This is a genomic window from Sagittula salina, from assembly GCF_017813235.1.
GTDB lineage: Bacteria > Pseudomonadota > Alphaproteobacteria > Rhodobacterales > Rhodobacteraceae > Sagittula > Sagittula salina.
Genome location: NZ_JAGISH010000011.1, coordinates 92903 through 115313 on the forward strand (window position 1 = coordinate 92903; position 22411 = coordinate 115313).

General features: G+C 67.5%; 21 protein-coding genes. 10 read left to right on the plus strand and 11 right to left on the minus strand.

The genetic code is table 11. The annotated features are described in order from the left end of the window. The first annotated feature begins 104 nt into the window (after positions 1–104). On the plus strand, positions 105–1679 hold the full coding sequence (locus J5474_RS17830; RefSeq protein ID WP_209362566.1) for a 2-isopropylmalate synthase: 1575 nt from the start codon (positions 105–107) through the stop codon (positions 1677–1679). Between the two features lie 228 nt (positions 1680–1907). On the opposite strand, the gene J5474_RS17835 is transcribed toward J5474_RS17830, so the two are convergent. From J5474_RS17835 to J5474_RS17850, 4 genes are all read right to left on the minus strand, one after another. Then, positions 1908–2420, minus strand: a complete 513-nt coding sequence (locus tag J5474_RS17835) for an alkylphosphonate utilization protein (protein ID WP_209362567.1) — start codon at positions 2418–2420, stop codon at positions 1908–1910. An 82-nt stretch (positions 2421–2502) separates the two neighbouring features. Then, positions 2503–3219 (minus strand): LrgB family protein, encoded by a 717-nt coding sequence (locus J5474_RS17840; RefSeq protein ID WP_209362568.1) that lies wholly within the window; start codon positions 3217–3219, stop codon positions 2503–2505. Further along, positions 3212–3583: a CidA/LrgA family protein gene (locus J5474_RS17845; protein ID WP_209362570.1), complete on the minus strand. Its 372-nt coding sequence runs from the start codon at positions 3581–3583 to the stop codon at positions 3212–3214. Before J5474_RS17845 ends, J5474_RS17840 begins: the two co-directional genes overlap by 8 nt. After that, positions 3580–4566 carry a 2-hydroxyacid dehydrogenase gene (locus J5474_RS17850; protein WP_209362573.1) on the minus strand — a complete coding sequence of 329 codons (987 nt, stop codon included), beginning with the start codon at positions 4564–4566 and terminating at the stop codon, positions 3580–3582. The genes J5474_RS17845 and J5474_RS17850 overlap by 4 nt, the downstream gene beginning before the upstream one ends. 101 nt (positions 4567–4667) lie before the next feature. Between J5474_RS17850 and J5474_RS17855 the strand changes: the two genes are divergently transcribed. Continuing rightward, positions 4668–5159: an SH3 domain-containing protein gene (locus tag J5474_RS17855; protein WP_209362575.1), complete on the plus strand. Its 492-nt coding sequence runs from the start codon at positions 4668–4670 to the stop codon at positions 5157–5159. A 101-nt stretch (positions 5160–5260) separates the two neighbouring features. Here J5474_RS17855 and J5474_RS17860 read toward each other — a convergent pair whose 3' ends face one another. After that, positions 5261–6544, minus strand: a complete 1284-nt coding sequence (locus J5474_RS17860; RefSeq protein WP_209362576.1) for a glycosyltransferase family 4 protein — start codon at positions 6542–6544, stop codon at positions 5261–5263. Then, entirely contained in the window at positions 6541–7944 is a 1404-nt protein-coding gene (locus J5474_RS17865; RefSeq protein WP_209362577.1) for a hypothetical protein, read from the minus strand. Before J5474_RS17865 ends, J5474_RS17860 begins: the two co-directional genes overlap by 4 nt. A 171-nt stretch (positions 7945–8115) precedes the next feature. On the opposite strand from J5474_RS17865, the gene J5474_RS17870 reads away from it, so the two are divergent. The 3 genes from J5474_RS17870 (at position 8116) to xsc (ending at position 12238) form a co-directional block, all read left to right on the plus strand. After that, a complete protein-coding gene (locus J5474_RS17870) occupies positions 8116–9318 on the plus strand; it encodes a glycosyltransferase family 4 protein (RefSeq protein ID WP_245216557.1) in 1203 nt (400 codons plus the stop codon). Positions 9319–9376: 58 nt separating this feature from the next. Then, positions 9377–10360, plus strand: coding sequence for an SHOCT domain-containing protein (locus tag J5474_RS17875; RefSeq protein ID WP_209362578.1), 984 nt, complete (start codon positions 9377–9379; stop codon positions 10358–10360). Positions 10361–10459: 99 nt separating this feature from the next. Beyond that, a complete protein-coding gene (xsc, locus tag J5474_RS17880; RefSeq protein WP_209362579.1) occupies positions 10460–12238 on the plus strand; it encodes a sulfoacetaldehyde acetyltransferase in 1779 nt (592 codons plus the stop codon). A gap of 58 nt (positions 12239–12296) precedes the next feature. Here the strand turns inward: xsc and J5474_RS17885 are convergent, their stop codons facing one another. Continuing rightward, positions 12297–13166 (minus strand): phosphate acyltransferase, encoded by an 870-nt coding sequence (locus J5474_RS17885; RefSeq protein ID WP_209362580.1) that lies wholly within the window; start codon positions 13164–13166, stop codon positions 12297–12299. Between the two features lie 209 nt (positions 13167–13375). On the opposite strand from J5474_RS17885, the gene J5474_RS17890 reads away from it, so the two are divergent. The 4 genes from J5474_RS17890 (at position 13376) to J5474_RS17905 (ending at position 18981) form a co-directional block, all read left to right on the plus strand. Beyond that, entirely contained in the window at positions 13376–16186 is a 2811-nt protein-coding gene (locus tag J5474_RS17890) for a molybdopterin oxidoreductase family protein (RefSeq protein WP_245216558.1), read from the plus strand. A gap of 120 nt (positions 16187–16306) precedes the next feature. After that, positions 16307–17056 carry a 4Fe-4S dicluster domain-containing protein gene (locus J5474_RS17895; protein WP_209362581.1) on the plus strand — a complete coding sequence of 250 codons (750 nt, stop codon included), beginning with the start codon at positions 16307–16309 and terminating at the stop codon, positions 17054–17056. A 65-nt stretch (positions 17057–17121) separates the two neighbouring features. Continuing rightward, positions 17122–17994, plus strand: coding sequence for a dimethyl sulfoxide reductase anchor subunit family protein (locus tag J5474_RS17900; RefSeq protein ID WP_209362582.1), 873 nt, complete (start codon positions 17122–17124; stop codon positions 17992–17994). 3 nt (positions 17995–17997) lie between these two features. Further along, positions 17998–18981: a nuclear transport factor 2 family protein gene (locus tag J5474_RS17905; RefSeq protein WP_209362584.1), complete on the plus strand. Its 984-nt coding sequence runs from the start codon at positions 17998–18000 to the stop codon at positions 18979–18981. A 110-nt stretch (positions 18982–19091) separates the two neighbouring features. Here J5474_RS17905 and J5474_RS17910 read toward each other — a convergent pair whose 3' ends face one another. The 3 genes from J5474_RS17910 to J5474_RS17920 all read right to left on the minus strand — a co-directional run bounded on the left by J5474_RS17910 (position 19092) and on the right by J5474_RS17920 (position 20454). Continuing rightward, the gene (locus J5474_RS17910; protein WP_209362586.1) at positions 19092–19700 is read right to left on the minus strand and encodes a DUF1523 family protein; all 609 of its coding nucleotides are present in this window, start codon (positions 19698–19700) and stop codon (positions 19092–19094) included. A 17-nt stretch (positions 19701–19717) separates the two neighbouring features. Next, positions 19718–19984, minus strand: coding sequence for a hypothetical protein (locus J5474_RS17915; protein ID WP_209362588.1), 267 nt, complete (start codon positions 19982–19984; stop codon positions 19718–19720). A 146-nt stretch (positions 19985–20130) separates the two neighbouring features. After that, entirely contained in the window at positions 20131–20454 is a 324-nt protein-coding gene (locus J5474_RS17920; protein WP_209362590.1) for a hypothetical protein, read from the minus strand. Positions 20455–20470: 16 nt separating this feature from the next. Between J5474_RS17920 and J5474_RS23165 the strand changes: the two genes are divergently transcribed. Further along, positions 20471–21058 (plus strand): di-heme oxidoredictase family protein, encoded by a 588-nt coding sequence (locus tag J5474_RS23165; RefSeq protein ID WP_209362592.1) that lies wholly within the window; start codon positions 20471–20473, stop codon positions 21056–21058. Positions 21059–21113: 55 nt separating this feature from the next. Here the strand turns inward: J5474_RS23165 and J5474_RS17930 are convergent, their stop codons facing one another. Beyond that, positions 21114–22340 carry an aminopeptidase P family protein gene (locus tag J5474_RS17930; RefSeq protein ID WP_209362595.1) on the minus strand — a complete coding sequence of 409 codons (1227 nt, stop codon included), beginning with the start codon at positions 22338–22340 and terminating at the stop codon, positions 21114–21116. Between the last annotated feature and the right edge of the window lie 71 nt (positions 22341–22411).

The following is a 22411-nucleotide window of genomic DNA, read 5'->3' on the forward strand; positions in this document are numbered from 1 at the left end:
CCTGGCTCTAGACCTAAAGCGCCTCTGAGCGTGCCATTCGGCGCGACCGCTCAGAGGGGTACCGCTTCGCGCCAAGAGGCCTAGAGAATTCAAAAGAGATCACCATGACCATTGATACCGCAGCGGCGACCAACCGCGTTCTCATCTTCGACACCACGCTCCGCGACGGCGAACAAAGCCCCGGCGCCACCATGACCCACGACGAGAAGCTCGAGATCGCCGAGCTGCTCGACGACATGGGCGTGGACATCATCGAGGCGGGCTTCCCCATCGCCTCCGAGGGCGATTTCCGCGCCGTGTCGGAGATCGCGCAGCGTTCGAAAAACGCCGTGATCTGCGGCCTTGCCCGCGCCCAGCTGCCTGACATCGACCGCTGCTGGGAGGCGGTGAAGAACGCCGCGCAGCCGCGCATCCACACCTTCATCGGTACTTCGCCGCTGCACCGCGCCATCCCGAACCTGTCCATGGACGAGATGGCAGAACGGATCGAGCAGACGGTGACCCACGCCCGCAACCTCTGCGACAACGTGCAGTGGTCGCCGATGGACGCGACCCGGACCGAGTGGGACTACCTCTGCCGGGTGATCGAGATCGCGATCAAGGCCGGCGCCACCACGATCAACATTCCCGACACGGTGGGCTACACGGCGCCGCGTGAATCGGCCGACCTGATCCGCCGCCTGATCGAAACCGTACCCGGCGCCGACGAGGTGATCTTTGCCACCCACTGCCACAACGACCTCGGCATGGCGACGGCCAACAGCCTCGCCGCGGTAGAGGCCGGCGCGCGCCAGATCGAATGCACCATCAACGGGCTTGGCGAACGCGCGGGCAACACCGCGCTCGAAGAGGTCGTGATGGCCATGCGCGTGCGCCACGACATCATGCCCTTCGACACCCGCATCGACACCCGCAAGATCATGCACATCTCGCGCCGCGTCGCGACCGTGTCGGGCTTCCAGGTTCAGCCGAACAAGGCGATCGTGGGCAAGAACGCCTTCGCCCATGAATCCGGCATCCATCAGGACGGCATGCTGAAGAACGCCGAAACCTTCGAGATCATGCGCCCCGAGGACGTGGGTCTCTCCGGCACCTCGCTGCCCCTGGGCAAGCATTCGGGCCGCGCTGCGCTCCGGGCAAAGCTGAAGGAGCTTGGCACCGAGGTCGGTGACAACCAGCTCAAGGATATCTTTGTTCGTTTCAAGGACCTTGCCGACCGCAAGAAGGAGGTCTTCGACGACGACATCCTCGCGCTCGTCTCCGCCACGACCGAAGGCGGCGACGCCATAAAGCTGGTGAACCTGCGCGTCGTCTGCGGCACCGGCGGCCCGGCGGAGGCGACGATCGAGCTCGAGATCGACGGCGAGGATCTGACCGCCACCTCCGAAGGCGACGGCCCGGTGGATGCCACCTTCAAGGCAGTGCGCACGCTCCACCCCAACAAGGCGCGGCTCCAGCTTTATCAGGTGAACGCGGTGACAGAGGGGACCGACGCGCAGGCCACCGTCTCCGTCCGGCTCGAAGAGGACGGCATGATCGCCACCGGCCAGTCGGCGGATACCGATACGGTGGTCGCCTCGGCTCTGGCCTATATCCAGGCGCTGAATCGCCTCGTGGTGCGCCGCGCCAAGGTCGGCCCCGGTGCCGACAAGCGCGAGATCAGCTACAAGGAGCTCTGACCCCGCGATGCCCGGCCTCGCCGCCGGGCGTCCCGCCTTGCGGTGTCCGCCCCCCCCGCTTCTTTGGTTTCAAAAATACCGCGGGGGAATCGCAGCTCCGCTGCGATGGGGGCAGCGCCCCCGTCCCGCGTCGCAGACCATGGACACGGTGCCCCAGGGGGATCACCGTCGCGGATGTCACCCCAGGCCGCGGCTGGGCCTGTCGGCTGGCCCGGCCGCCTGTATCCTTCAACTCTTCTTCACGAACTTCGTCAGGATCACGATTCGCTGCCCCTCGACCCGGCCGGAAATATGTTCGGCGTTGTCCTGCTCGAGGCTTATGCGCCGCACCGCCGTGCCCTGCTTTGCGGTGAACCCGGCCCCTTTCACCGGCAGCGCCTTGATCAGCGTCACCGTGTCACCGTTCGATAGCACGGTGCCGTTCACGTCGCGGTGTACCACTGCCTCGCTCGCCGCAGCCCCGGCCTGCGCCCACTCCAGCACGTCCGGTTCCAGGTAGGCGATCTCCAGCAGGTCGTTCGCCCATGCCGCGTCGAGCGCGTTCAGCAACCGCCACGCCAGAACCTGTTCCGCGGGAACGGCGCTCCAGATCGCTTCGTTCAGGCATTGCCAGTGCGGCCCGTCCTGCGGGGCATCGGTCACGCCCGTCAGGCATGCGACGCACAGCGCGACCGTGTCCTCCTTCGGGGCGACTGTGTAGGGGCTGACCGGTTCGGCCTTGCACAGGACGCAAGGTGTCATGGGTGTCTCCTTGGATGAACGGGGGAATGAACGGGCAATGCCCGTATCCGGCACTCAAAGTCCATGCGTCAGAAAACCTGCGTCAGAACAACAGCCCCACCACCAGCGGTGCCAGCACGGCGGTCAGGATCGCGTTCAGCCCCATGCCGATGCCGGAAAAGGCCCCCGCCATGGGGTTGATGCGAAAGGCATGCGCCGTACCGATGCCATGCGCCGCCACTCCGACGGCAAAGCCGCGCGCCCGCCAGTCCTTCACCCCCAGCGCATTCAGCATGGGCGTCGCCACCACGGCGCCAATGATGCCCGTCAGGATCACCAGAGCCGCCGTCAGGGTGGGGATCCCGCCCACCGCTTCCGATACGCCCAGAGCAACCGGCGCGGTGGCGGACTTCGGCGCAAGTGACAAGAGCGCCGCGCCCCGCAGCCCGAAGGCCCAGGCCAGCCCCAGCGCCGACAGCATTGCCACCAGCGACCCGGCCAGAAGCCCCGCCAGCATCGGCAGCGCCGCGCGCTTCACCCGTCCGAGGTTCAGGTAAAGCGGCAGCGCCAGCGCGACGGTCGCCGGCCCCAACATGAAATGCACGAATTGGGCGCCCGCGAAATAGGTGTCGTAGCGCGTTTCCGTTGCGCGCAGTACCAGCGCCAGCAGGATCACCGCGATCAGCACGGGGTTCGCCAGCGGGTGGCGTTTGCACAGCACAGAAATCCCCTCTGCCGAGACATAGGCCCCCAGAGTCAATGTCAGCCACAGCAGCGGGTCCCGCGCGAGGTAGGACCAGAGAGTCAGCGCCTCATCCATCGCCCGCATCCCCCGCATCGGTGCTGCCGGTGATCCGCGCCACCAGCAGGAAGGCCCCGACGCCCGCGAGGATGGCCAGGATCGTCGACCCCGCCAGTGCCACGAACAGACCCAGCCCATGCGCCGCGATCACGTCGAGGTTGGCGACCACGCCGACCCCCGCCGGGACGAACAGCAGCGACAGGTGGGACAGAAGTCCCTGCACCGTGTCCTGCATGTAGCTCGCCAGGCGTGGCACCAGAAGGAAAGCGCAGAACAGCCCCGCCAGCCCCAGAACCGGGCCGGGCACCGCAAGGCCCACGCCCCGCGCCGCCGTTTCCCCGGCCAGTTGAAAACCCAGCAGGATCAGCAGGACGCGGATCATAGCATTGAGGGCACCACCTGATCCGGCGGCCGGTGGCCGTCGGCGAAGGTCTTGATGTTGATGATGACCTTTTCGCCCATCTCGGTGCGCCCCTCGCGGGTGGCCGACCCCATCTGCGGCGTCATCACCACGTTGGACATGGCGCGCAGGTCCGGGTTGCCATGCGACCCCTGCTGGTAGACGTCCAGTCCGGCGCCGCCCAGCTTTCCGGCCTTCAGCATCCGGACCAGCGCGTTTTCGTCGATCACCTCGCCGCGCGAGGTGTTCACGATGACCGCCTCGGGTTTCATCAGGTTCAGCCGGCGCGCATTCAGGAGGTGAAAGGTCGAGGGCGTCGATGGGCAGTTGACCGACACCACATCCATCCGCGCCAGCATCTGGTCGAGACTCTCCCAGTAGGTCGCCTCCATCGCCTCTTCGGTCTCCGGGCGCAGACGGCGGCGGTTGTGGTAATGCACCTGCATCCCGAAGGCCGCCGCGCGCCGCGCCACCGCCTGACCGATGCGCCCCATCCCGAGGATGCCCAGCCGCTTGCCGCCCAGCCGTCCGCCAAGGAAGGCGGTCGGCGCCCAGCCTTCCCACGATCCGTCCTGCATCACGACCAGCCCGTCGGGCAGGCGGCGCGTCACGGCGAGCATCAGCGCCATCGTCATGTCCGCGGTGTCATCGGTCACCACGCCCGGCGTGTTCGACACCAGCATCCCGCGCTGCCGCGCCGTTGCCACGTCGATATTGTCAAAGCCCGCCCCGTAGTTGGCAATCAGCTTCAGGCGCGCGCCGGCCTGACCGATCAGGCCCGCGTCGATGCGGTCGGTGATCGTCGGCACCAGCACGTCACAGTCCTGTACCGCCGAGATCAGCTCCTCGCGGGTCATCGGCCGGTCGTCCAGACGAAGCTTCACGTCGAACAGTTCCGAAAGGCGGGTCTCGACCACTTCGGGCAGGCGTCGCGTGAGCACAACACTCAGACGTTTTAATGGCATGGAGGCTCTCCCGTGCTTCTCCAGAGGTCGGATAACGGCTAACCTGCGACAGGACCGGACGGGGCACAAGAACCCGCCGAACAAAAAGAGCAGGCATTCCCATGCGTTCACTCATCGCAGCGTTCCTGTCGCTGTCTCTGGTCGCCCCGGTGGCCGAGGCCGCCGAGAAAGGCCCCGTCACCAACCTGCCGCTGCCGCGCTACGTCTCGATGAAGGCGGCAGAGGGCAACGTGCGGCGCGGGCCGTCGCTGTCGCATCGCATTGACTGGGTTTTCAAGCGGCGTGACATGCCGCTGGAGGTCACGGCTGAGTTCGGCCACTGGCGACGCGTGCGCGATCGCGACGGGGCAGGGGGCTGGGTGCATTACTCGCTTCTGTCCGGCGTACGCACCGTCGTGGTCGAAGAGGACATGACCCCGCTCTACCAACGTGCCGACACGAATTCCGGTATCAATGCTCGGCTGCAGGCGGGAGTGATCGCACGGCTTGACGAATGCGGCATCGACTGGTGCCGCCTGATCGCCGACGGTTACAAGGGCTGGGCGCCGAAGACCGCCGTATGGGGCGTCGGCCCCGAAGAAATCCGGGACTGACGAAATCCGGGACCGAGAAAAACTGGGGCTGCCAATATCCAGGGCGGGCAACGTCCAGTCGGGACCATTCAGGACGGTCGACATCCAAGCCTGGCGTAGGCCTAAAGATCCGGCTTCGGCTCCGGGCGTCCTTTCAGTACCCAATCGTAGACGCGGGCGATCTTTTCCGCCTTTCGCGTCCAGTGATAGTGCTGCGTCACGCGGTCCCGCGCCGCCTGTGCCATGGGGGCCAGCGCGCCGGGGTCCTTTGCCAGCCGCGCCAGTTCCGCGGCAAAGCGTGTCGTGATCGCCTCCCGCGTGCCCAGCGGCACCTTGATCCCCACGCTGTCGTCCACCAGTTCCCCGGGCCCGGCGTAGTCCACGATCAGCGGGACGACGCCCAGTGCCATCGCCTCCAGCACCGCGCCGCCGCCGAATTCGCGGATCGAAGGGAAGGCAAAGAGATGCGCGCGGGACAGGATGTCCTGCACCGCCTCGTGCGGCTGCCAGCCGTGAAAGGTAACGCCAGACCCCGGTCCGTCGGCCTGCGCGCGCAAGCCGGGCATCATCGGCCCGTCGCCGACGATATCCAGAACCATCCGCCCGTCGCGCAACAGGGGGGCGGCCGCCTCCAGCAGCATGTCCGGCCCCTTGTAGGGCACCAGCCGCCCGACAAAGCACGCCCGCAGCGGCCCGTCCCCCGGCGCGGCCACGCGGTTGAAGCGCGCCGGGTCGATGCCGTTCTCTGGCAACCAGAAGACCTTGTGGCGTGCACTGGCGGGGAGTTCCGACCCCGTGTGTCGCGATCCGGCGAGGATGGCGGCGGCATTGTGCAGCGTCGCCCCGCGCCCCGGCAGGAGTTTGTAGGCGGCGCGCAGCGGTGCCAGGTATTCCCGTTCCGCGCGACGGATGTCGTCAAAGCCCTGCGGCCATGGCACCCCGCCGTTCAGCGGCCCCAGCACAAAGGGCACCCCGGCCCGTGCGCATTTTCCGGCCAGGAACGAGGCCGCCGTGGGCGACAGCGGCGTGATCCGGTGAACGATGTCGTAATCACCCCGCGCGATCTCGGGCCCGAAACGCTGCCAGACGAGCCGCTCGAAATAAGGGTAGGACAGCGCGCTGACCGCCTGCACGATGGTCCAGCCCTTGCCCTGCCCCATGCGCAGCGTCTCGGCCAGCTTCCACATCGGGCGGGCCAGGGCCTCTGAATCGATGGCGGTGAAATCGCGCCCCTCGACCAGCCCGGCCCGCAGGATGGCATCGCGGTTGCGGATCTGCGTTACCAGATGCACATCCGCCACATCGCGCAGGGCCTGCGCCAGCGACCAGCCGACCAGCGGGACGGACACCCACTCCGGATGCGCGGCCTCGGCTATGACCAGAATGCGCGGGTGGCGTTCGCTCATCGGATCACCGGCCTCCATTTCAGCCCCGCGCGCTGCGTGGCAGGGGCCGCCTTCAGCCGGGCGGCGCGCAGGTGTTCCGCATAGCCGGTCAACGCCCCGCAGATGAGCCACGTCAGCGGTGTCAGCGTTGCATTGGGCACCATGTCCGCAAGATTCACCGACAACATCAGCGCCAATGGTCCGACGAGCGGCGAAACGGCGCCCTGCGACAGCCGCACCTCCCTCGCGATCAGCACCAGCGGCAGCAGGATCAGACCGAATTCGGCGGCGAAACCCACCCAGCCGTAGACCCCGATGGTGATGATCCAGCGCCCGTCCGTCACCGTCAGGATGAAGCCGGTGAGCGGGTCGAGGATATGGTTCCGCCCCCATGACCCCCAGCCAAAGAACGGTTTCAGGTATGCGCGTTCGAGCAGCGTGTTCTCGTTCATGAACCGGAACCGGAGCGACGCCGCGCGGTCCGGGTCGATGGCGGCGGCGCGGCTCAGCAGGGCCTCCTGCGGGATCAGGCCCGCTCCCTTCAGGATCGGATAGGTCAGGGCCACCAGCCCGATCAGGATTGCGATGCGCACCTGCATCTTTACCGGGGCGATCAGGACCAGCGGTGCCACCACCACGAAAAAGATCAGCGATCCCAGGGATTTCGCCATGAACAGGATCAGCGTCAGCCACAGCGCAGCCAGCAGCAGCCGTGGCCCGTGTTTCCCCGGTGAAAGCCGCCACAGCCCCCAGGCCGCCGTGACCGCCATCAGCGTATAGAACGCCACCCACAACCCGTGGTAAAGGAAGACCACCGGGCGATAGCCGCCAAACCGGATGCTCTGTCCGAAGAAGTGCTGGTAATAGCCGTAGATCCACATGTTCAGCTGCGGCGACAGCCGGACCTCCACCAGCATCAGGACGGAATAGACCAGTCCGCCGATCACCAGCGCCTTCAGCAATTCGCGTTGCGCCCCGCCGGAGGCGAGGAACTGCCGCGCCATGAGAAAGGGCAGGATCAGCAGGAATTGCTGCACGGTCAGGGCGATGGCGTCCTTCACCCCCAGCGCGGGCAGCCCCACCGTGCCCCAAAGGACCGGTTCTGTATTGCTCAGGACGGTCGGGATCGGGGACAGCACGAAGGTCACCACCAGCGCCCGCCCGACCCAGGACTGCGGCAGCAGGGCGGCGGACATCTCGCGCCGCCAGAGCAACACGACAAAGGCGGTCAGGGCAGGTATATTGTGCTTCGTCAGTGGCGGGGCCGCGGGCAGGTCGAAGACCGCCGGCGGCTCCGGCAGAAAGAGGTAGCCCAGCAGGACCGCCCAGATCAGCGCGCGGTCCTTCGGCAGCCGCCCGAACAGCGCCATCACCACCAGCGGGGCACAGGCGAGGACGAGAAAGGCGAGCGGGTTGGGCATGGGCGGGGCGGGGCCTCGGGAACCGGTTCAGAAACGGTTTACCGTGGCAGGCGGGCGAAGTCGCGTCAGCTTTGCGGTCAATCTGTGGAAATGGCGACGATATGGCATGCAACTGGCGGATCGTTGCGGATTTCGGCGCGCGCGGCCTTTCTTTTGCCGGAAAATCTTTGCATGACCCTAAGGAATTCTACCAAAGGGCTTTTCATGACCGGCCTGCGCCTCGCCTTTCTCAGCGATATGGACCCGCGCGACCGCAACATCTACTCGGGCGGGCTGGCGCGTATGTTCGACGCGCTGGGCCACCATGTCGATGACATCACCGTCATGCCGCGTGACTGGGGCACGGCGGAGCCTTTGCGCCGCGCGATTCTGCACACCCCGGTCGGGGTCAACATGCGGCTGCGCTGGCGGGCGCATTACGCTTTGGGCCGGATCACCGCGCGGCGGGTCGAACAAGCGTTGCCGGGGCACGATGTTCTGTTCGGCGCCTACGCGCTGCACGCGCTTTCGCACCTGGCGGTGCCCGAGGGCATGGTGACCGCCTTCACCTCCGACGCGGTGCAGACCGTCTACCGCGAAAGCGCGATCGGCGGCGCCTACAACGGCCGTGCGCTGGGCCGGATGCTGGACGGCTGGGTCGAACGGCAGGAGCGCGCGGTGCTGCGGCGGCTGGACGTCGCGCTCTGGCCGTCGGAATGGCTGCGCGGCCTTGTGGATGCGCGCTACGGGATGCCCGCCGGCGTCGGGCAAGTGGTGGAATGGGGCGCCAACATGGCCCCGCCGCCGCCGCCGGACCCGGAATGGCTGCGGCTCGACTCCGAGGGGCCGGTGAACCTGCTGGTCATCGGGCGCGACTGGTTTGCCAAGGGCGGGCCGCTTGCCTTCGCCACGTTCCAGGCGCTGCGAGCGCAGGGCGTCGACGCGCGGTTGACGGTGATCGGCTGCACGCCCCCAAGGATGCACAGGTCCGCGCATGTCACCGTGCACCGCCAGCTGGACAAATCCGTTCCAGAGGAGCTGGGCCTGTTCGAGGCGGCGCTGGCTCGGGCGCATTTCCTCGTCCAGCCGTCGCGCGAATCCTACGGCTTCGCCTTTTGCGAGGCTTCGGCCTGGGGCGTGCCCTCGCTTTGCCTGAGCATCGGGGGCGTGCCGGTGATCGAGGGACGCAACGGCCATGCACTGCCACCAGGCGCGACCGCGGACGACTTCGCCGCGATTGTCCGGCGTTACCGGGCCGACCCTTCCGCCTACCGGCGGCTGTCGCGATCCACACGCGCAGTTTTCGAGGAACGGCTGAACTGGGACGCATGGGCCCGGCGGAGCGTTGCCTACCTCGAAACGGCGGTGGCGGCACAGCGTGCGCGGGGGTTGTGAGGCAGCCGCCAAGGGCTAGGTATAGGCATAAGACGCGGGCAGCCGAAAAGGGCGGATCATGGCGGAACTGACGGAACACGGGCAGGCGGCGCTTGCCGCGATCTGCGAGCGGCACGGGGTGACGGAGCAGACCGTCCGCGCCCTGATGGAGGCCATCGTTCGGGGCGGCGGCACGCAGGCGCAATTCGACATCGGAGAGCTTGGCGGCATGGGGCAATGGTCGCGCGGCGGCATGACCATGGTCGGCGACATGTTCAACAGCGGCCTTCAGGCACGGGTTTCCGCGCTGTGCGATGACATCGCGCAGGCTGGCGGAAGCGCCGCCCTGTTCAAGCCCGCGCGTGCCGCGCAGGCCATGGCGAGCGGCCAGTACCAGTCGCAGGGTCAATCGCACGGCCAATCACAAGGGCAGTCGATGGGGCTTGGAGGCGGCATGGCCATGGGCCGCGGGCAGGAAATGGTCATGGGTTTTGGCTGGTGGCCCGAGGATCTGGGCCATCCCTCGGCGCAGGGACGGCAGAACGACCTGGCCTACGCGGTGTTTCCGCAAAAGCAGCGGCTGGCGGTCATGCTGGCGGGGCGCATCACGCTTTATGATACCGGCCGCCACGAGATCGGCGGAGTCAGTCAGGACAACGGCGGCTGGCGCTTTACCTCGCAATTCGGAGAGGTCGACCTGTCGAAGCTGGAGGTCGTCGCGGGCGATGGCCCGGAGTTGCGTGCGCCGGAACACCCCGAGCGTGACCGCGACCCCGTCACGAAGCCTGCGGAGGATGACAGGCTTGTGGTTCCACCGGAGGACGGCGATCCCGGCGTCACCCCGCATGGCGCCGGTACCCGCATCGCCCCCGGCGAACCCGACCCCAGCCCGGTCAACACTCCGGTCGGCACCCCGGCAGAGGTGCCGCAGGTCGAAGGCCCCGCGCGGACCGCCCATGAGATTCTCGCCACGCTGGAACGGCTGGGCAAGCTGCGCGAGCTTGGAATCCTGACGGAGGACGAGTTCCGCGACAAGAAAGGCGAGCTTCTGGCACGGCTCTAGTCTGGACCTAAGCGGCGCCCCGATCTGGCCCTATCCGGGGCACGGGGCGCTCCTTAGACTGCTCCGTGACCGGCCATACCGGCCTTGCGGAGCGCGCCCATGCAGATGACCACCGAAGAAGCCTTTGTGAAGGTGCTGCAACGCCACGGGATCGAGCACGCCTTTGGCATCATCGGCTCCGCCTTCATGCCGATTTCCGACCTGTTTCCGCAGGCGGGCATCACCTTCTGGGACTGCGCGCACGAAGGCTCGGGGGGGATGATGGCCGATGGCTTCACCCGCGCCTCGGGCCGGATGTGCATGATGATCGCGCAGAACGGGCCCGGCATCACCAATTTCGTCACGGCGGTCAAGACCGCATACTGGAATCACACACCTCTGCTGCTGGTCACCCCTCAGGCCGCGAACAAGACGATCGGGCAGGGCGGGTTCCAGGAGGTCGAGCAGATGGCGCTTTTCCGCGACATGGTGGCCTGGCAGGAGGAGGTCCGCGACCCTTCCCGCATGGCAGAAGTCCTGACGCGGGTCATCGCCAAGGCAAGGCAGGCCAGCGCCCCCGCCCAGATCAACGTCCCGCGCGATTTCTGGACGCAGGTGGTCGATATCGGGATTCCCGACCCCATCGCCTTTGAACGGCCCTCCGGCGGCGAGAGCGCGGTGGCGGAGGCCGCGCGGCTTCTGTCGCGGGCGAAGGCACCCGTGATCCTGAATGGCGCGGGCGTGGTTCTCAGCCGGGGCGGTATCGCGGCCTCCATGATGCTGGCAGAACGGCTCGGGGCGCCGGTCTGCGTCGGCTACCAGCACAACGATGCCTTCCCCGGCTCGCATCCGCTGTTCGCCGGGCCGCTGGGTTACAACGGATCGAAGGCGGCGATGGAGCTGATCCGCGACGCCGACGTGGTGCTGGCGCTGGGCACGCGGCTGAACCCTTTCTCGACCCTGCCGGGCTACGGCATCGACTACTGGCCGAAGGACGCCCGGATCATCCAGGTCGACCTCAATCCCGACCGCATCGGGCTGACCAAGGCGATCTCCGTCGGCATCGTCGGTGACGCGGCCAAGGTGGCGCGCGGGATCATGGCGCAATTGTCGGACACGGCGGGCGACGAAGGCCGCGACGCCCGCATGGCCCGTGTGGCCGAAACCAAAAGCCGCTGGGCACAGCAACTGTCGGGCATGGACCACGAAGACGACGACCCCGGCACAACGTGGAATCAACGCGCCCGCGCGGCCCGGCCCGACTGGATGAGCCCCCGAATGGCATGGCGCGCAATCCAGAGCGGCCTGCCGCGCGAGGCGATCATCAGCAGTGACATCGGCAACAACTGCGCCATCGGCAACGCCTATCCCTCGTTCGAGGCCGGGCGGAAATACCTCGCCCCCGGCCTCTTCGGACCCTGTGGCTATGGCTTGCCCGCCATCATCGGGGCCAAGATCGCCTGCCCGGATGTGCCTGTGGTGGGCTTTTCCGGGGACGGGGCCTTTGGCATCGCCGTCACGGAACTGACCGCCATCGGGCGCAAGGAATGGCCCGCCATCACCCAGGTGGTGTTTCGCAACTATCAGTGGGGCGCGGAAAAGCGGAACTCGACTCTATGGTACGACGACAACTTTGTTGGCACAGAGCTTGATGAGCAGGTCAGCTATGCCGGGATCGCGCAGGCCTGCGGGCTGAAGGGCGTGCAGGCCCGTACCATGGACGCGTTGGAACAGGCGCTGCGGCAGGCCATCATCGACCAGATGGAGAATGGCATCACCACCCTCGTCGAGGTCATGATCAATCAGGAACTGGGCGAACCCTTCCGCCGCGACGCCATGAAAAAGCCGGTGGTGATTGCGGGGATCGACCCCGCCGACATGCGCCCGCAGGGGGCCTGATCCGCCGGTCTCGGCGCGCAGGGGGAGGGGCCGGTTTCTTGTGGAAAATCGCGGGTTCTCAACCCATCGCGATACAAAGCGCGGTCGCCTTGACGATGTCATCGACGCTCGCGCCCCGGCTGAGGTCGCAGACCGGGCGGCGGAAACCCTGCAAGAGCGGCCCGATCGCTTGCGCCCCGGCCAGTTCCCGCACCAGCTTGTAGGCGATGTTGCCTGCGTCGAGCGATGGGAAGATCAGGCAGTTGGCACCGCCACCCCCGCCCATGCCCTTGCGCGCCGCCACGTCCGGGTTCAGCGCCGCATCCGCCTGCACCGGCCCCGCAAAGCCCGTGCGCCGGGCCGCGTCGCGCACCATTTCCACCGATGCGCCCGCGCCGCTGTCCCCGGTGGAAAAGCTAAGGAGCGCGACCCGCGCCTCCCCCAGCAGCGCGCGGGCAGAGGCGGCGGAGGCGCGCGCGATATCCGCCAGTGCTGCGGCGTCGGGCGCGACATTCACCGCGCAATCGGCAAAGATCAGCTCTCGCCCGTCGGGAAACAGCATCAGGAAAAAGCTCGATGGCAGGGTGACGCCCTCTGCCGGCCCGATGGCGAGAGCGGCCGCCTCGATGACCCGCCGCGTCGGGCTTTCGGCGCCCGCGACCATGGCATCGGCCTCGCCTGCGGCTACCATGGCGGCGGCGCGGATCAGCGGTCGGGCCAGCATCCGCCGCGCCACGCCTTCGCCGACGCGACGCGCCTCGGTCAGCGCGGCCAGTTGCCCCTCCGAAGGCTGCACCAGCGGGATCGGCGTACACAGCCCCTCCGCCGCCAGCCGGGCGCAGGCCTCTGCCACGCGGGGCGCCTCGATTTCCGGAAAGACCACGCGCGCCCGCCGCGCCCGCGCCGTGGCAAAAGCCCGTTCCAGAACCGTCGATGAGTGCCGCGCCATGACCCTGCCCCTCTCTCCTGCGGCAAGCTTGCGAAGCCCGCGTACGAAGATCAAGCGCGCCAGCGCCAGCGGCGGGGGCATCGTTCCGCGCAATGGCACCAGATCGGGCGATCCGTCCAGAAGTTCCGGATTTTTCGGAACGATCCTCCAAACCCTTGCGGCGCGGCGGAATTGATGCACCAATGCTGCAATCGCCAGAGGGAGTGCCCATGGGAGAGCCAAGGGTTGATACGACCCCGCAGGTCTCGGACGAGGTCCGGCAGACCACCTGCTACATGTGCGCCTGCCGCTGTGGTATCAACGTTCACCTGAGGCGGGGGAAGGTCGCCTATATCGAGGGCAACCGCGATCACCCGGTGAACAAGGGCGTGCTCTGCGCAAAGGGAAGCGCGGGCATCATGCAGCACAATTCCCCCGCCCGCTTGCGCGCGCCCCTGCGCCGCACAGGCCCGCGCGGCTCCGGCGAGTTCGAGGAAATCAGCTGGGAGGAGGCGCTGGACACCGCGACCGCATGGCTGAAACCGCTGCGCGACGAAGCCCCGCAAAAGCTCGCCTTCTTCACCGGCCGCGACCAGTCGCAAAGTTTCACCGGCTGGTGGGCACAGCAATTCGGCACCCCCAACTTCGCCGCGCATGGCGGTTTCTGTTCGGTCAACATGGCGGCGGCGGGCATCTACACCATGGGCGGCGCCTTCTGGGAGTTCGGTTCCCCCGACTGGGAGCACGCAAAGCTTTTCATCCTGTTCGGCGTGGCGGAGGACCACGATTCCAACCCGATCAAGATGGGCATCGCCCGGTTGAAGGCGCGCGGCGTGAAGGTCATCGGCGTGAACCCGGTGCGCACGGGCTACAACGCCGTGGCGGACGAATGGGTGGGCATCACGCCGGGCACCGACGGGCTGCTGATCCTGTCGTTGATCCATTGCCTGATGAAGGCAGGCAAGATCGACCTCGACTACCTCACCCGCTACACGGACGCCGCCACGCTGCTGGACTGCGACCCGAAGTCACCCACCCACGGCCTCTACCTGCGTGACGAGGCGGGGCGGGTGCAGGTGCTCGACCGCTGCACCGGCAGGCCAGCGCCGCAGGACACGCCCGGCGCCGTCCCCGACCCCGGCGGGCAGGTGCGGATCGCCGGGGTAACCCACGTGACCGTTCTGCATCGCATGGCGGAGACCTGGCTTGCCCCCGACCATGCCCCCGAAGCGGTGGCGGAGCGTTGCGGTGTCCCTGCGGCCCAGATCCGCGCGCTGGCCGCGCAGATCGCCCGCGCCTTCGACGACCCCGTGGTGATCGACCAGCCCTGGACAGACGTGCACGGCACGCGGCACCACACGATGAAGGGTCGCGGCATCGCCTTCCACGCCATGCGCGGGATTTCTGCCCATTCCAACGGTTTCCAGACGGCGCGCGCGCTGCACACGCTGCAGATCCTTCTGGGCGCGGTGGAAACCCCCGGCGGGATGCGGTTCAAGCCACCCTATCCGAAACCCGCCCACGCCCATCCGAAACCGCACGCGCAGGCCATCCCCGGTCAGCCGCTCGCCGGCCCGCACCTGGGCTACCCGCTGGGGCCGGAGGATCTCGCGCTGGACGACGCAGGCCGGGCGCTCCGCATCGACAAGGCTTTTACCTGGGAAAACCCACTGTCGGCGCACGGGCTGATGCACATGGTGATCTCCAATGCCGTAAACGGCGATCCCTACCGCATCGATACGCTCTTCCTCTACATGGCGAACATGGCGTGGAATTCGTCTATGAACACGCGCGGCGTGATGGAGATGCTGACCCGCACCGACGAGAGCGGCGATTACGTCATTCCGCGCATCATCTACTCGGACGCCTATTCGTCCGAGATGGTGGCCTACGCCGACCTGATCCTGCCGGACACCACCTACCTCGAACGGCACGACTGCATCTCGCTGCTGGACCGCCCGATCTCCGAACCCGATGCGGCCGCCGACGCGATCCGCTGGCCGGTGGTCGGACCCGACCGCGACGTGCGCGGTTTCCAGTCGGTGCTGCTGGACCTCGGCGCGCGGCTGGGCCTGCCGGGAATGGTGGGCGACGACGGCACCCCGGAATACGCCGATTACGCGGATTACATGACACGCCACGAACGCCGCCCCGGTGTGGGACCGCTGGCGGGCTGGCGGCTGGGCGCTTCGGGCGAAGACCACGGTCGCGGCGCGCCCAACCCCGAACAGGTGCAGCGATACATCGCCAACGGCGGCTTCTGTACCATGCACGTCCTGCCCGAAGCGCGCTACTTCAAGCCATGGAACGCCGCGTATCAGGACTGGGCCGTGGCCAAGGGGCTGTGCGAGAAACCCGCGCCCTACCGGTTCACGCTGTACCTCGAACCGCTCAGACGCTTCCAGCTGGCCGCCGAGGGACAGGGCTCCCGCCAGCCGCCCGACCACCTGCGCGCCCGCATCCGCAACAGTCTGACGCCGCTGGCTACGTGGTACGAGCCCTTCGAACAAGCGGCCTTGGACGTGCGGGACTACCCCCTGCACGCGCTCACCCAGCGGCCCATGGCGATGTACCATTCCTGGGGTGCTCAGAACCCCTGGCTACGGCAGATCCACGGCCATAACCCGATGTACCTTCCCACCGCCCAGATGCGCGCGCACGCCCTCAGCGACGGCGACTGGATCCGCGTCACCTCCCCGCACGGGTCGATCACCGCGCCGGTGGCGGAGATGGCCGCGCTGAACCCCCACACCATCTGGACGTGGAACGCCATCGGCAAGCGTCCGGGCGCCTGGGCGCTTGCCCTCGGCGCGCCGGAGGCGACGAAAGGCTTCCTGCTCAACCATGTGATCCACGAACTCCTGCCGCCAAAGGGCGACGGGTTGCGATGGTCCAACTCCGACCCGGTCACGGGGCAGGCGGCCTGGTTCGACCTGCGTGTCCGGATCGAGAAAACCGCCGCGCCCGACCCCGCGCCGCCGGCGCAACGCAGCCCGGTCCCGGAGCCGCCGCAAAGCCTCCGCTGGCAGGTAAAGGACTGATCCCGTGTTTCTTGCCAGAATACTCCGGGGGGAAGCGGACCGGTCCGCGCAGCGGTGCAGCGCCCGCAGGGCGCGGCAAGGGCCGCTGGGGACGGAGCCCCCCTTTCTTCGGTCCCATCCATGACCAGCCTGCCGAAACTCACCGAGCGCCGGCTCGGCCTCGTCATCGACCTTGATACCTGTGTCGGCTGTCATGCCTGCGTGGTGGCCTGCAAGGGCTGGAACACGCAGAGCCATGGCGTGCCGCTCTCCGATCAGGACCCCTATGGCGCCGACCCCTCCGGCACCTTCCTCAACCGCATCCACACTTACGAGGTCACGCCCGCCGATGGCCCCGCACAGGTGGTCCACTTCCCCAAGAGCTGCCTGCATTGCGAAGATGCCCCCTGCGTCACCGTCTGCCCTACCGGCGCCAGCTTCAAACGCGCCGCCGACGGCATCGTGCTGGTCAACGAAACCGACTGCATCGGTTGCGGTCTCTGCGCATGGGCCTGCCCCTACGGGGCGCGCGAACTGGACGCGGACGAAGGGGTGATGAAGAAATGCACCCTCTGCGTCGACCGCATCGACAATCCCACCTTGCCCGAGGAGGATCGAATCCCCGCCTGCGTCCGCACCTGCCCGGCGGGTGCCCGCCACTTCGGCGACCTCTCGGACCCGAACTCCGCCATCTCGGCGCTGGTGGAAGAGCGGGGCGGCTTCGACCTCATGCCCGAACAGGGCACCCGCCCGGTCAACAAGTACCTCCCCCCGCGCCCCCGCGACACCTGGACCGAAGAGGTTGATGTGCTCGCCCCCTTCCTCGAGCCGGTGGCGGAGGACGCGCGCGGCTTCCTCGGCTGGCTCGACCGGACGCTTTCGAAACTCTGACCAGACGCAGGACCGACCGCAGGGCAGGACAGCCCCCGCTCCCCGCCCGCCCCAGAAGGACACAGATGCATCCGGCCCCCTCCCTCATCGCCTTTACCGTCGCCTCCGGCCTTGGCTTTGGCCTGCTGTTCTGGCTGGGGATCGACGCCACGCCGCCGTCCGGCTGGGTGGGCCTAGCCTTCTACCTCATCGCTTATGCACTTGCGCTGGCTGGACTCGGCGCTTCCACCCGCCACCTCGGAAGACCGGAACGCGCGCTGAAGGCGTTCACCCAGTGGCGGTCAAGCTGGCTGTCGCGCGAGGCGTGGGCCGCCGTCGCGGCGCTTTCCGTCAATGCGTTTCATGCCGCCGGGCTGGTGTTCTTCGACCTGCACCTGCCCGCGCTGGGCTGGCTGGGGGCGGCGCTGGCGCTGGGCACGGTCTTCGCCACGTCGATGATCTATGCCCAACTCAGGACCGTCCCGCGCTGGCATCACTGGTCGACGCCGGTGTTGTTCCTGCTATACGCCGTGACCGGGGGCGCGCTGCTGTCGGGGCGGGTAGAGGCCGCGCTGGTGCTGCTCACCGTCACGGGCGCAGCGCAGGGGGCGGTGTTTCTCCACGGCGACCGGCGGCTCGCACGCGCCGGCACCACGCTTTCCACCGCCACCGGCCTGCCCGGTCCCCGCGCCTTTGCCCCGCCACACACCGGACCGAACTACCTCACGCGCGAGATGGCCTTTTCCGTGGCCCGCCGCCACGCAGAAAAGCTGCGCCTCATCGCACTCGCCCTCGGGGCGCTCCTGCCGGCGCTTCTGCTGCTTTTGCCCTTTCACCACAGCTTGGGACTTGTTGCCCTGCTGTCGCATGTGGCAGGGGGGATCACGGCGCGATGGTTGTTCTTCGCCGAAGCGGAACACGTCATGAGCCTGTACTACGGCAAGAGCCAAAGGACCTGAGACATGCCCTTTCTGCCGGGATTCGAAGAGCGCTGGCGCGACGCTGCGCATTTCATAACCACCGTGACCCGTGAAACATGGGAAGGGCGGCGGCTGGACCGGATTCGCGCCACTCATGCGGAGGACGTGGTGCTGCGCGCGCCCGAAGGCCTGCTGAAAGGCCGCTCCGCGCTGGTGGCCGAAGCGCAGGCCCGCCTGTCCGCCTTCCCGGACATGGCGGTGCTGTCCGAGGACCTGCAGACCGTTCAGACCGGCTACAAGTCCTTTACCGCAGCCGAACGCCACTGGGTCGCCGCCACCCACACCGGCCCCGGTCTTTATGGCGCGCCGACACAGAAGCCGATGGGCTTTCGCGTTCTGACTGACAGCTGGTGCCGCACCAACGAAGTGGCAGAGATCTGGCGCATCACCGATCGGCAGGCCATCGCACAGGCACTGGGCCATGATGCCGAAAGCTGGACCCGCGCCAGCATTCGGGCCGAGGGCGGGCCGGAGGCCTGCGTGCTGCCGCTTTCGCCCGACACAGACTTGCCGCCCCGGATGGAGGGCAAACCGTCAGAGAACCCATGGGCGGCCACGCTGGGCGACATCCTGCACCGGATCATGGCGGGCGAGGTGGCGATCGTCGCGCGCGCCTACGACGAAGCGGCGGAACTGGCCTATCCGGGCGGCGCCCCGCAAACCGGGCACCGCGCGGCAGAGGCGTTCTGGACCGGGTTGCGCGCGTCCTTCCCCACCGCGAAATTCACCGTGCAGCACGCCGTCGGCAACGAGGAAAAGCCCGAAAGCCCGCGCGCGTCGCTGCGTTGGGTGCTGAAGGGGCGGCACGACGGGTTCGGCCTGTTCGGGGCGCCCACGGGAACCGAAGTGCTGGTGATGGGGATCACGCAAGCGGCGTTTGGTCCGCGCGGGCTGTATCGCGAATGGACGCTGATCGATACGCCCGCCATCTGGCGGCAGATCCTGCTGGCCACGGGATCGGTCTGAAGGTTCGGGCTTAAGGTTCGGGCTGAAAGTTCGACTTGGCGCACACCGGAGGTGCGCCCCGAGCAGGACGGGAGCGGGAGCCAGACCCCCGCAGGCCTTCGGCTGATCCGTTAGCGGAACAGCCCGCGGATGCGATCCCCGCCCGAATGCATCCGGTCTCCCGCGTCTTCCAGCATGGGACTGATGCGCGCCGCCCAGAACCGATTCCACCGCACGCGGATCGCCCACCAGAGCGCGGCAAGCACCACGAGAATGGCGATGTTCAGCCACGGGATGATGACCACGTCCGGGCCTTCGACTTCTTTCAGGCCGACCGCGTTGGGGAAGATCGTCATGAACTGGTTGCGCCAGCCGTAATGGCGGATCGCCACCCAGCGCGGATTGTCGGAGGTCGACTTCAGGTCCGCCGCCTCTGCTTGCAGGTTGGCCGTGTCGAACTTGAAGTAAGGCGGCCAGCCCCAGCCGGTGTCCTCGTTGCGGTAGACCATGGTCGATCCGTTGCGCCGCTGCGTCTGGATAAAGAACACGTCCCGGTTCGGCACCGTCCCGTCCGTGCCCACGTCGGCCTGTGCCCAGAACCAGCGGTTCTCGCCGGGATCGATACGTTTTTCATAGGTGTCGGTAACGCGGGCGATGTCGTGCTGCGGCAGCGTGTAGTGCAGGAAGGCCAGCACAAGCAGCCAGAAGATCACTCGGAGCGTCCATTTCACGATGGTCATGGCGTCTAGCGGGCCTTTCAGTGGAAATTCGTCAGGTAGATGATGGTGGTCACGAGCGCCGTCGGCAAGAGGTAGAGCAGGACGATCAGGTTGCGATGGCGGATGCGGTCCCAGCGGCGGGTTTCCTCGGCGATGAAGGTCTTCAGGTTGCGGTCGGAATGGTCCTCTTTCCAGTCCTGCAGGATCTTGCGGCGGCGCAGGGCGCGGTAGCGGAACCACAGGATCGCGTAAAGCGTGGTCGCGACCACGAAGGCCATGACAAAGAACCGAAGAAAGGCCAGCATGTCCGTCTCCCTTGTCATGACCTGAACCGGGGCGCGGCGAAAATCAACGGCAAAACGGCGCGCGGGCGTTCCGGTCCGTCTGTGGAGCGGAGCCATTCAGGGTTTTATGGGGCCTCCAGTGCGTTCGTGCGGGCCTGCGCCCCGGTCTACCAGGTGTTCGTCCGCCAGCGACGCGGTGCGGTGCTGACCGTCAGCACGAGGACCGGCCCCCAGATCAAGGCCGCCTGTGCGCCCAGCAACATGAAATGGTGCGCCCCGGTCTGGCCGATCAGCCAAGCAGCGCCCGGCGCCTTCAGCGCGTACCACAGCGCGAAGAACCCCGCAGAGAGCAGCCACATCAGCAGTGCCCCGACCAGCGCGGTCAGCACAAGCCCCGCCAGCGTTTCCGGCATGACGCGTTCCACCCCGCGCGTCACGAGAATGGCAAGCGCGCCAAGCGCCGCAGCGGGGATCAAGAGACCGGCGATCATGCGCAAAGGATGGCGGGTGAGCCGTCCGGTTACAAGCGCCGTGAAAGCGACCCCCACGGCGCTTGTAACCGGACGGCAGCCCCCGCGCGTGCAGGCCTGGCGCTTCGCCGCCGCGCGCCACCACGGAGGAGGGGGGCACCGGCCCGTGCTCACGCTGGACGATCCGGTGTTCAGCGAACCCAGCCGCGTTTTCGACCTGCGGTTTCCAGACGGCTCGATCCCGGCCGAACGCGGCATGACGCGGGCGATTTCCTTTGACCTGACGCGGGACCAGCCGAACAACCGCCACGAGGGGCGGCACCTTGGTCCGCTGGCAGAGGAGGGGGACGCCGTACAGGTGCCATGGTGGACCGATTTCCGCCGTCATGACATGGGCGAGGCGCCGGCCGGCCCGGAGGCCACGCAGGGCATTCGGCACCGTTTGTGGATGACACGCTCGCTTGCCGGGGTCGGTTCCACCGGGCCGTGGCTGCATGACGGGCGCGCCACGAGCCTGCGCGAGGCGATCATGGCGCATGGCGCATGGCGGCGAGGGCGCGGAAAGCCGCGCCGCCCTTGCCGCGCTGACGGAGGCGGAGCAGGCGGCGCTGATTGCCTTCCTTGAGGTCCAGGTGATTGCGCGGGTGGACGGGGACTAAGGATGCCCCCGCCGTATCGACCTATCCGACCGTGTTGAACGCCGGGCCGTAGGGGTAATGGGTGATAGTCTCGTTCCCCTCTTCGGTGATCACGAGGATATCGTGCTCCCTGTAGCCGCCCGCTCCGGGCTGGCCCTCCGGAATGGTCAGCATAGGCTCCATCGAGATCACCATTCCCGGTTCCAGCACGGTATCGATGTCCTCGCGCAGTTCCAGTCCGGCCTCGCGTCCGTAGTAATGCGACAGGATGCCAAAGCTGTGCCCGTAGCCAAAGGTGCGGTACTGCAGCAGGTCACGCTCTGTGAGGAATGTGTTGATCTTCCCCGTCACCTCGGCGCAGGAGGCGCCGGGCTTCAGAAGCGACATGCCGTATTCATGCGCCGCGACGTTGGCCTCCCAGATCTTCAGCGAGGCCGCGTCGACCTCTGCGACAAACAGCGTGCGTTCCAGCGCGGTGTAATAGCCCGAGATCATCGGGAAGCAGTTCAGCGACAGGATATCGCCACGTTCAAGCATGCGGCCCGTTACCGGGTTGTGCGCGCCGTCGGTATTGATGCCGGACTGGAACCATACCCATGTGTCGCGGTATTCCGCGTCGGGGTAGCGGCGGGCGATCTCCAGCTCCATCGCGTCGCGGCCCGCCATGGCGACGTCGAGTTCCCGCACCCCTTCGCGGATCGCGGCGCGGATGGCGTGGCCGCCGACGTCCGCCACGGCGGCACCGTCGCGGATCAGCGCGATCTCGGCGGGGGATTTCATCATTCTCTGCCGCATGGCGGCAGGGGCGATGTCGACGCGGCGTGCGGGTTTCACGAACGCGTCCAGCAGCGCCGATTGCGCCAGCGTCAGGTGGTCGCCCTCGTAGCCGACCGCCGGGCCTTCGCCCGCGACAGAGGCGACGGCGCGCCAGTAATTGTTCCGCTCCCAGTCCGTATAGGTGATATTGTCGCCGTGGCAGCGCCGCCACGGCTGGCCCGCGTCGATGCCCGCCGAGATGGTCACGCTGTCGGTCTGCGTCACCACCAGCCCGTAGGGCCGCCCGAAGGCGCAATACAGAAAGCCCGAGTAATAGGCGATATTGTGCATCGAGGTGAAGAGAACGGCATCAAGTGCCTGTTCCGCCATGATCCGCCGCAGACCGGCGAGGCGGGCGTCGTATTCCGACGGTGCAAAGGGCAGCACGCGGTCCCCCTGATGGAAGCGGTAGCTGCGGGGGCGATTCGGGGACGGGTCGGTGATCTGGTCCATGTAGGCTCCTGTCGGCGGCCGAGGGGGCATCCGGGGCCATGGGCCCCCCCCCTGCCGCGCTGGCAAACGAA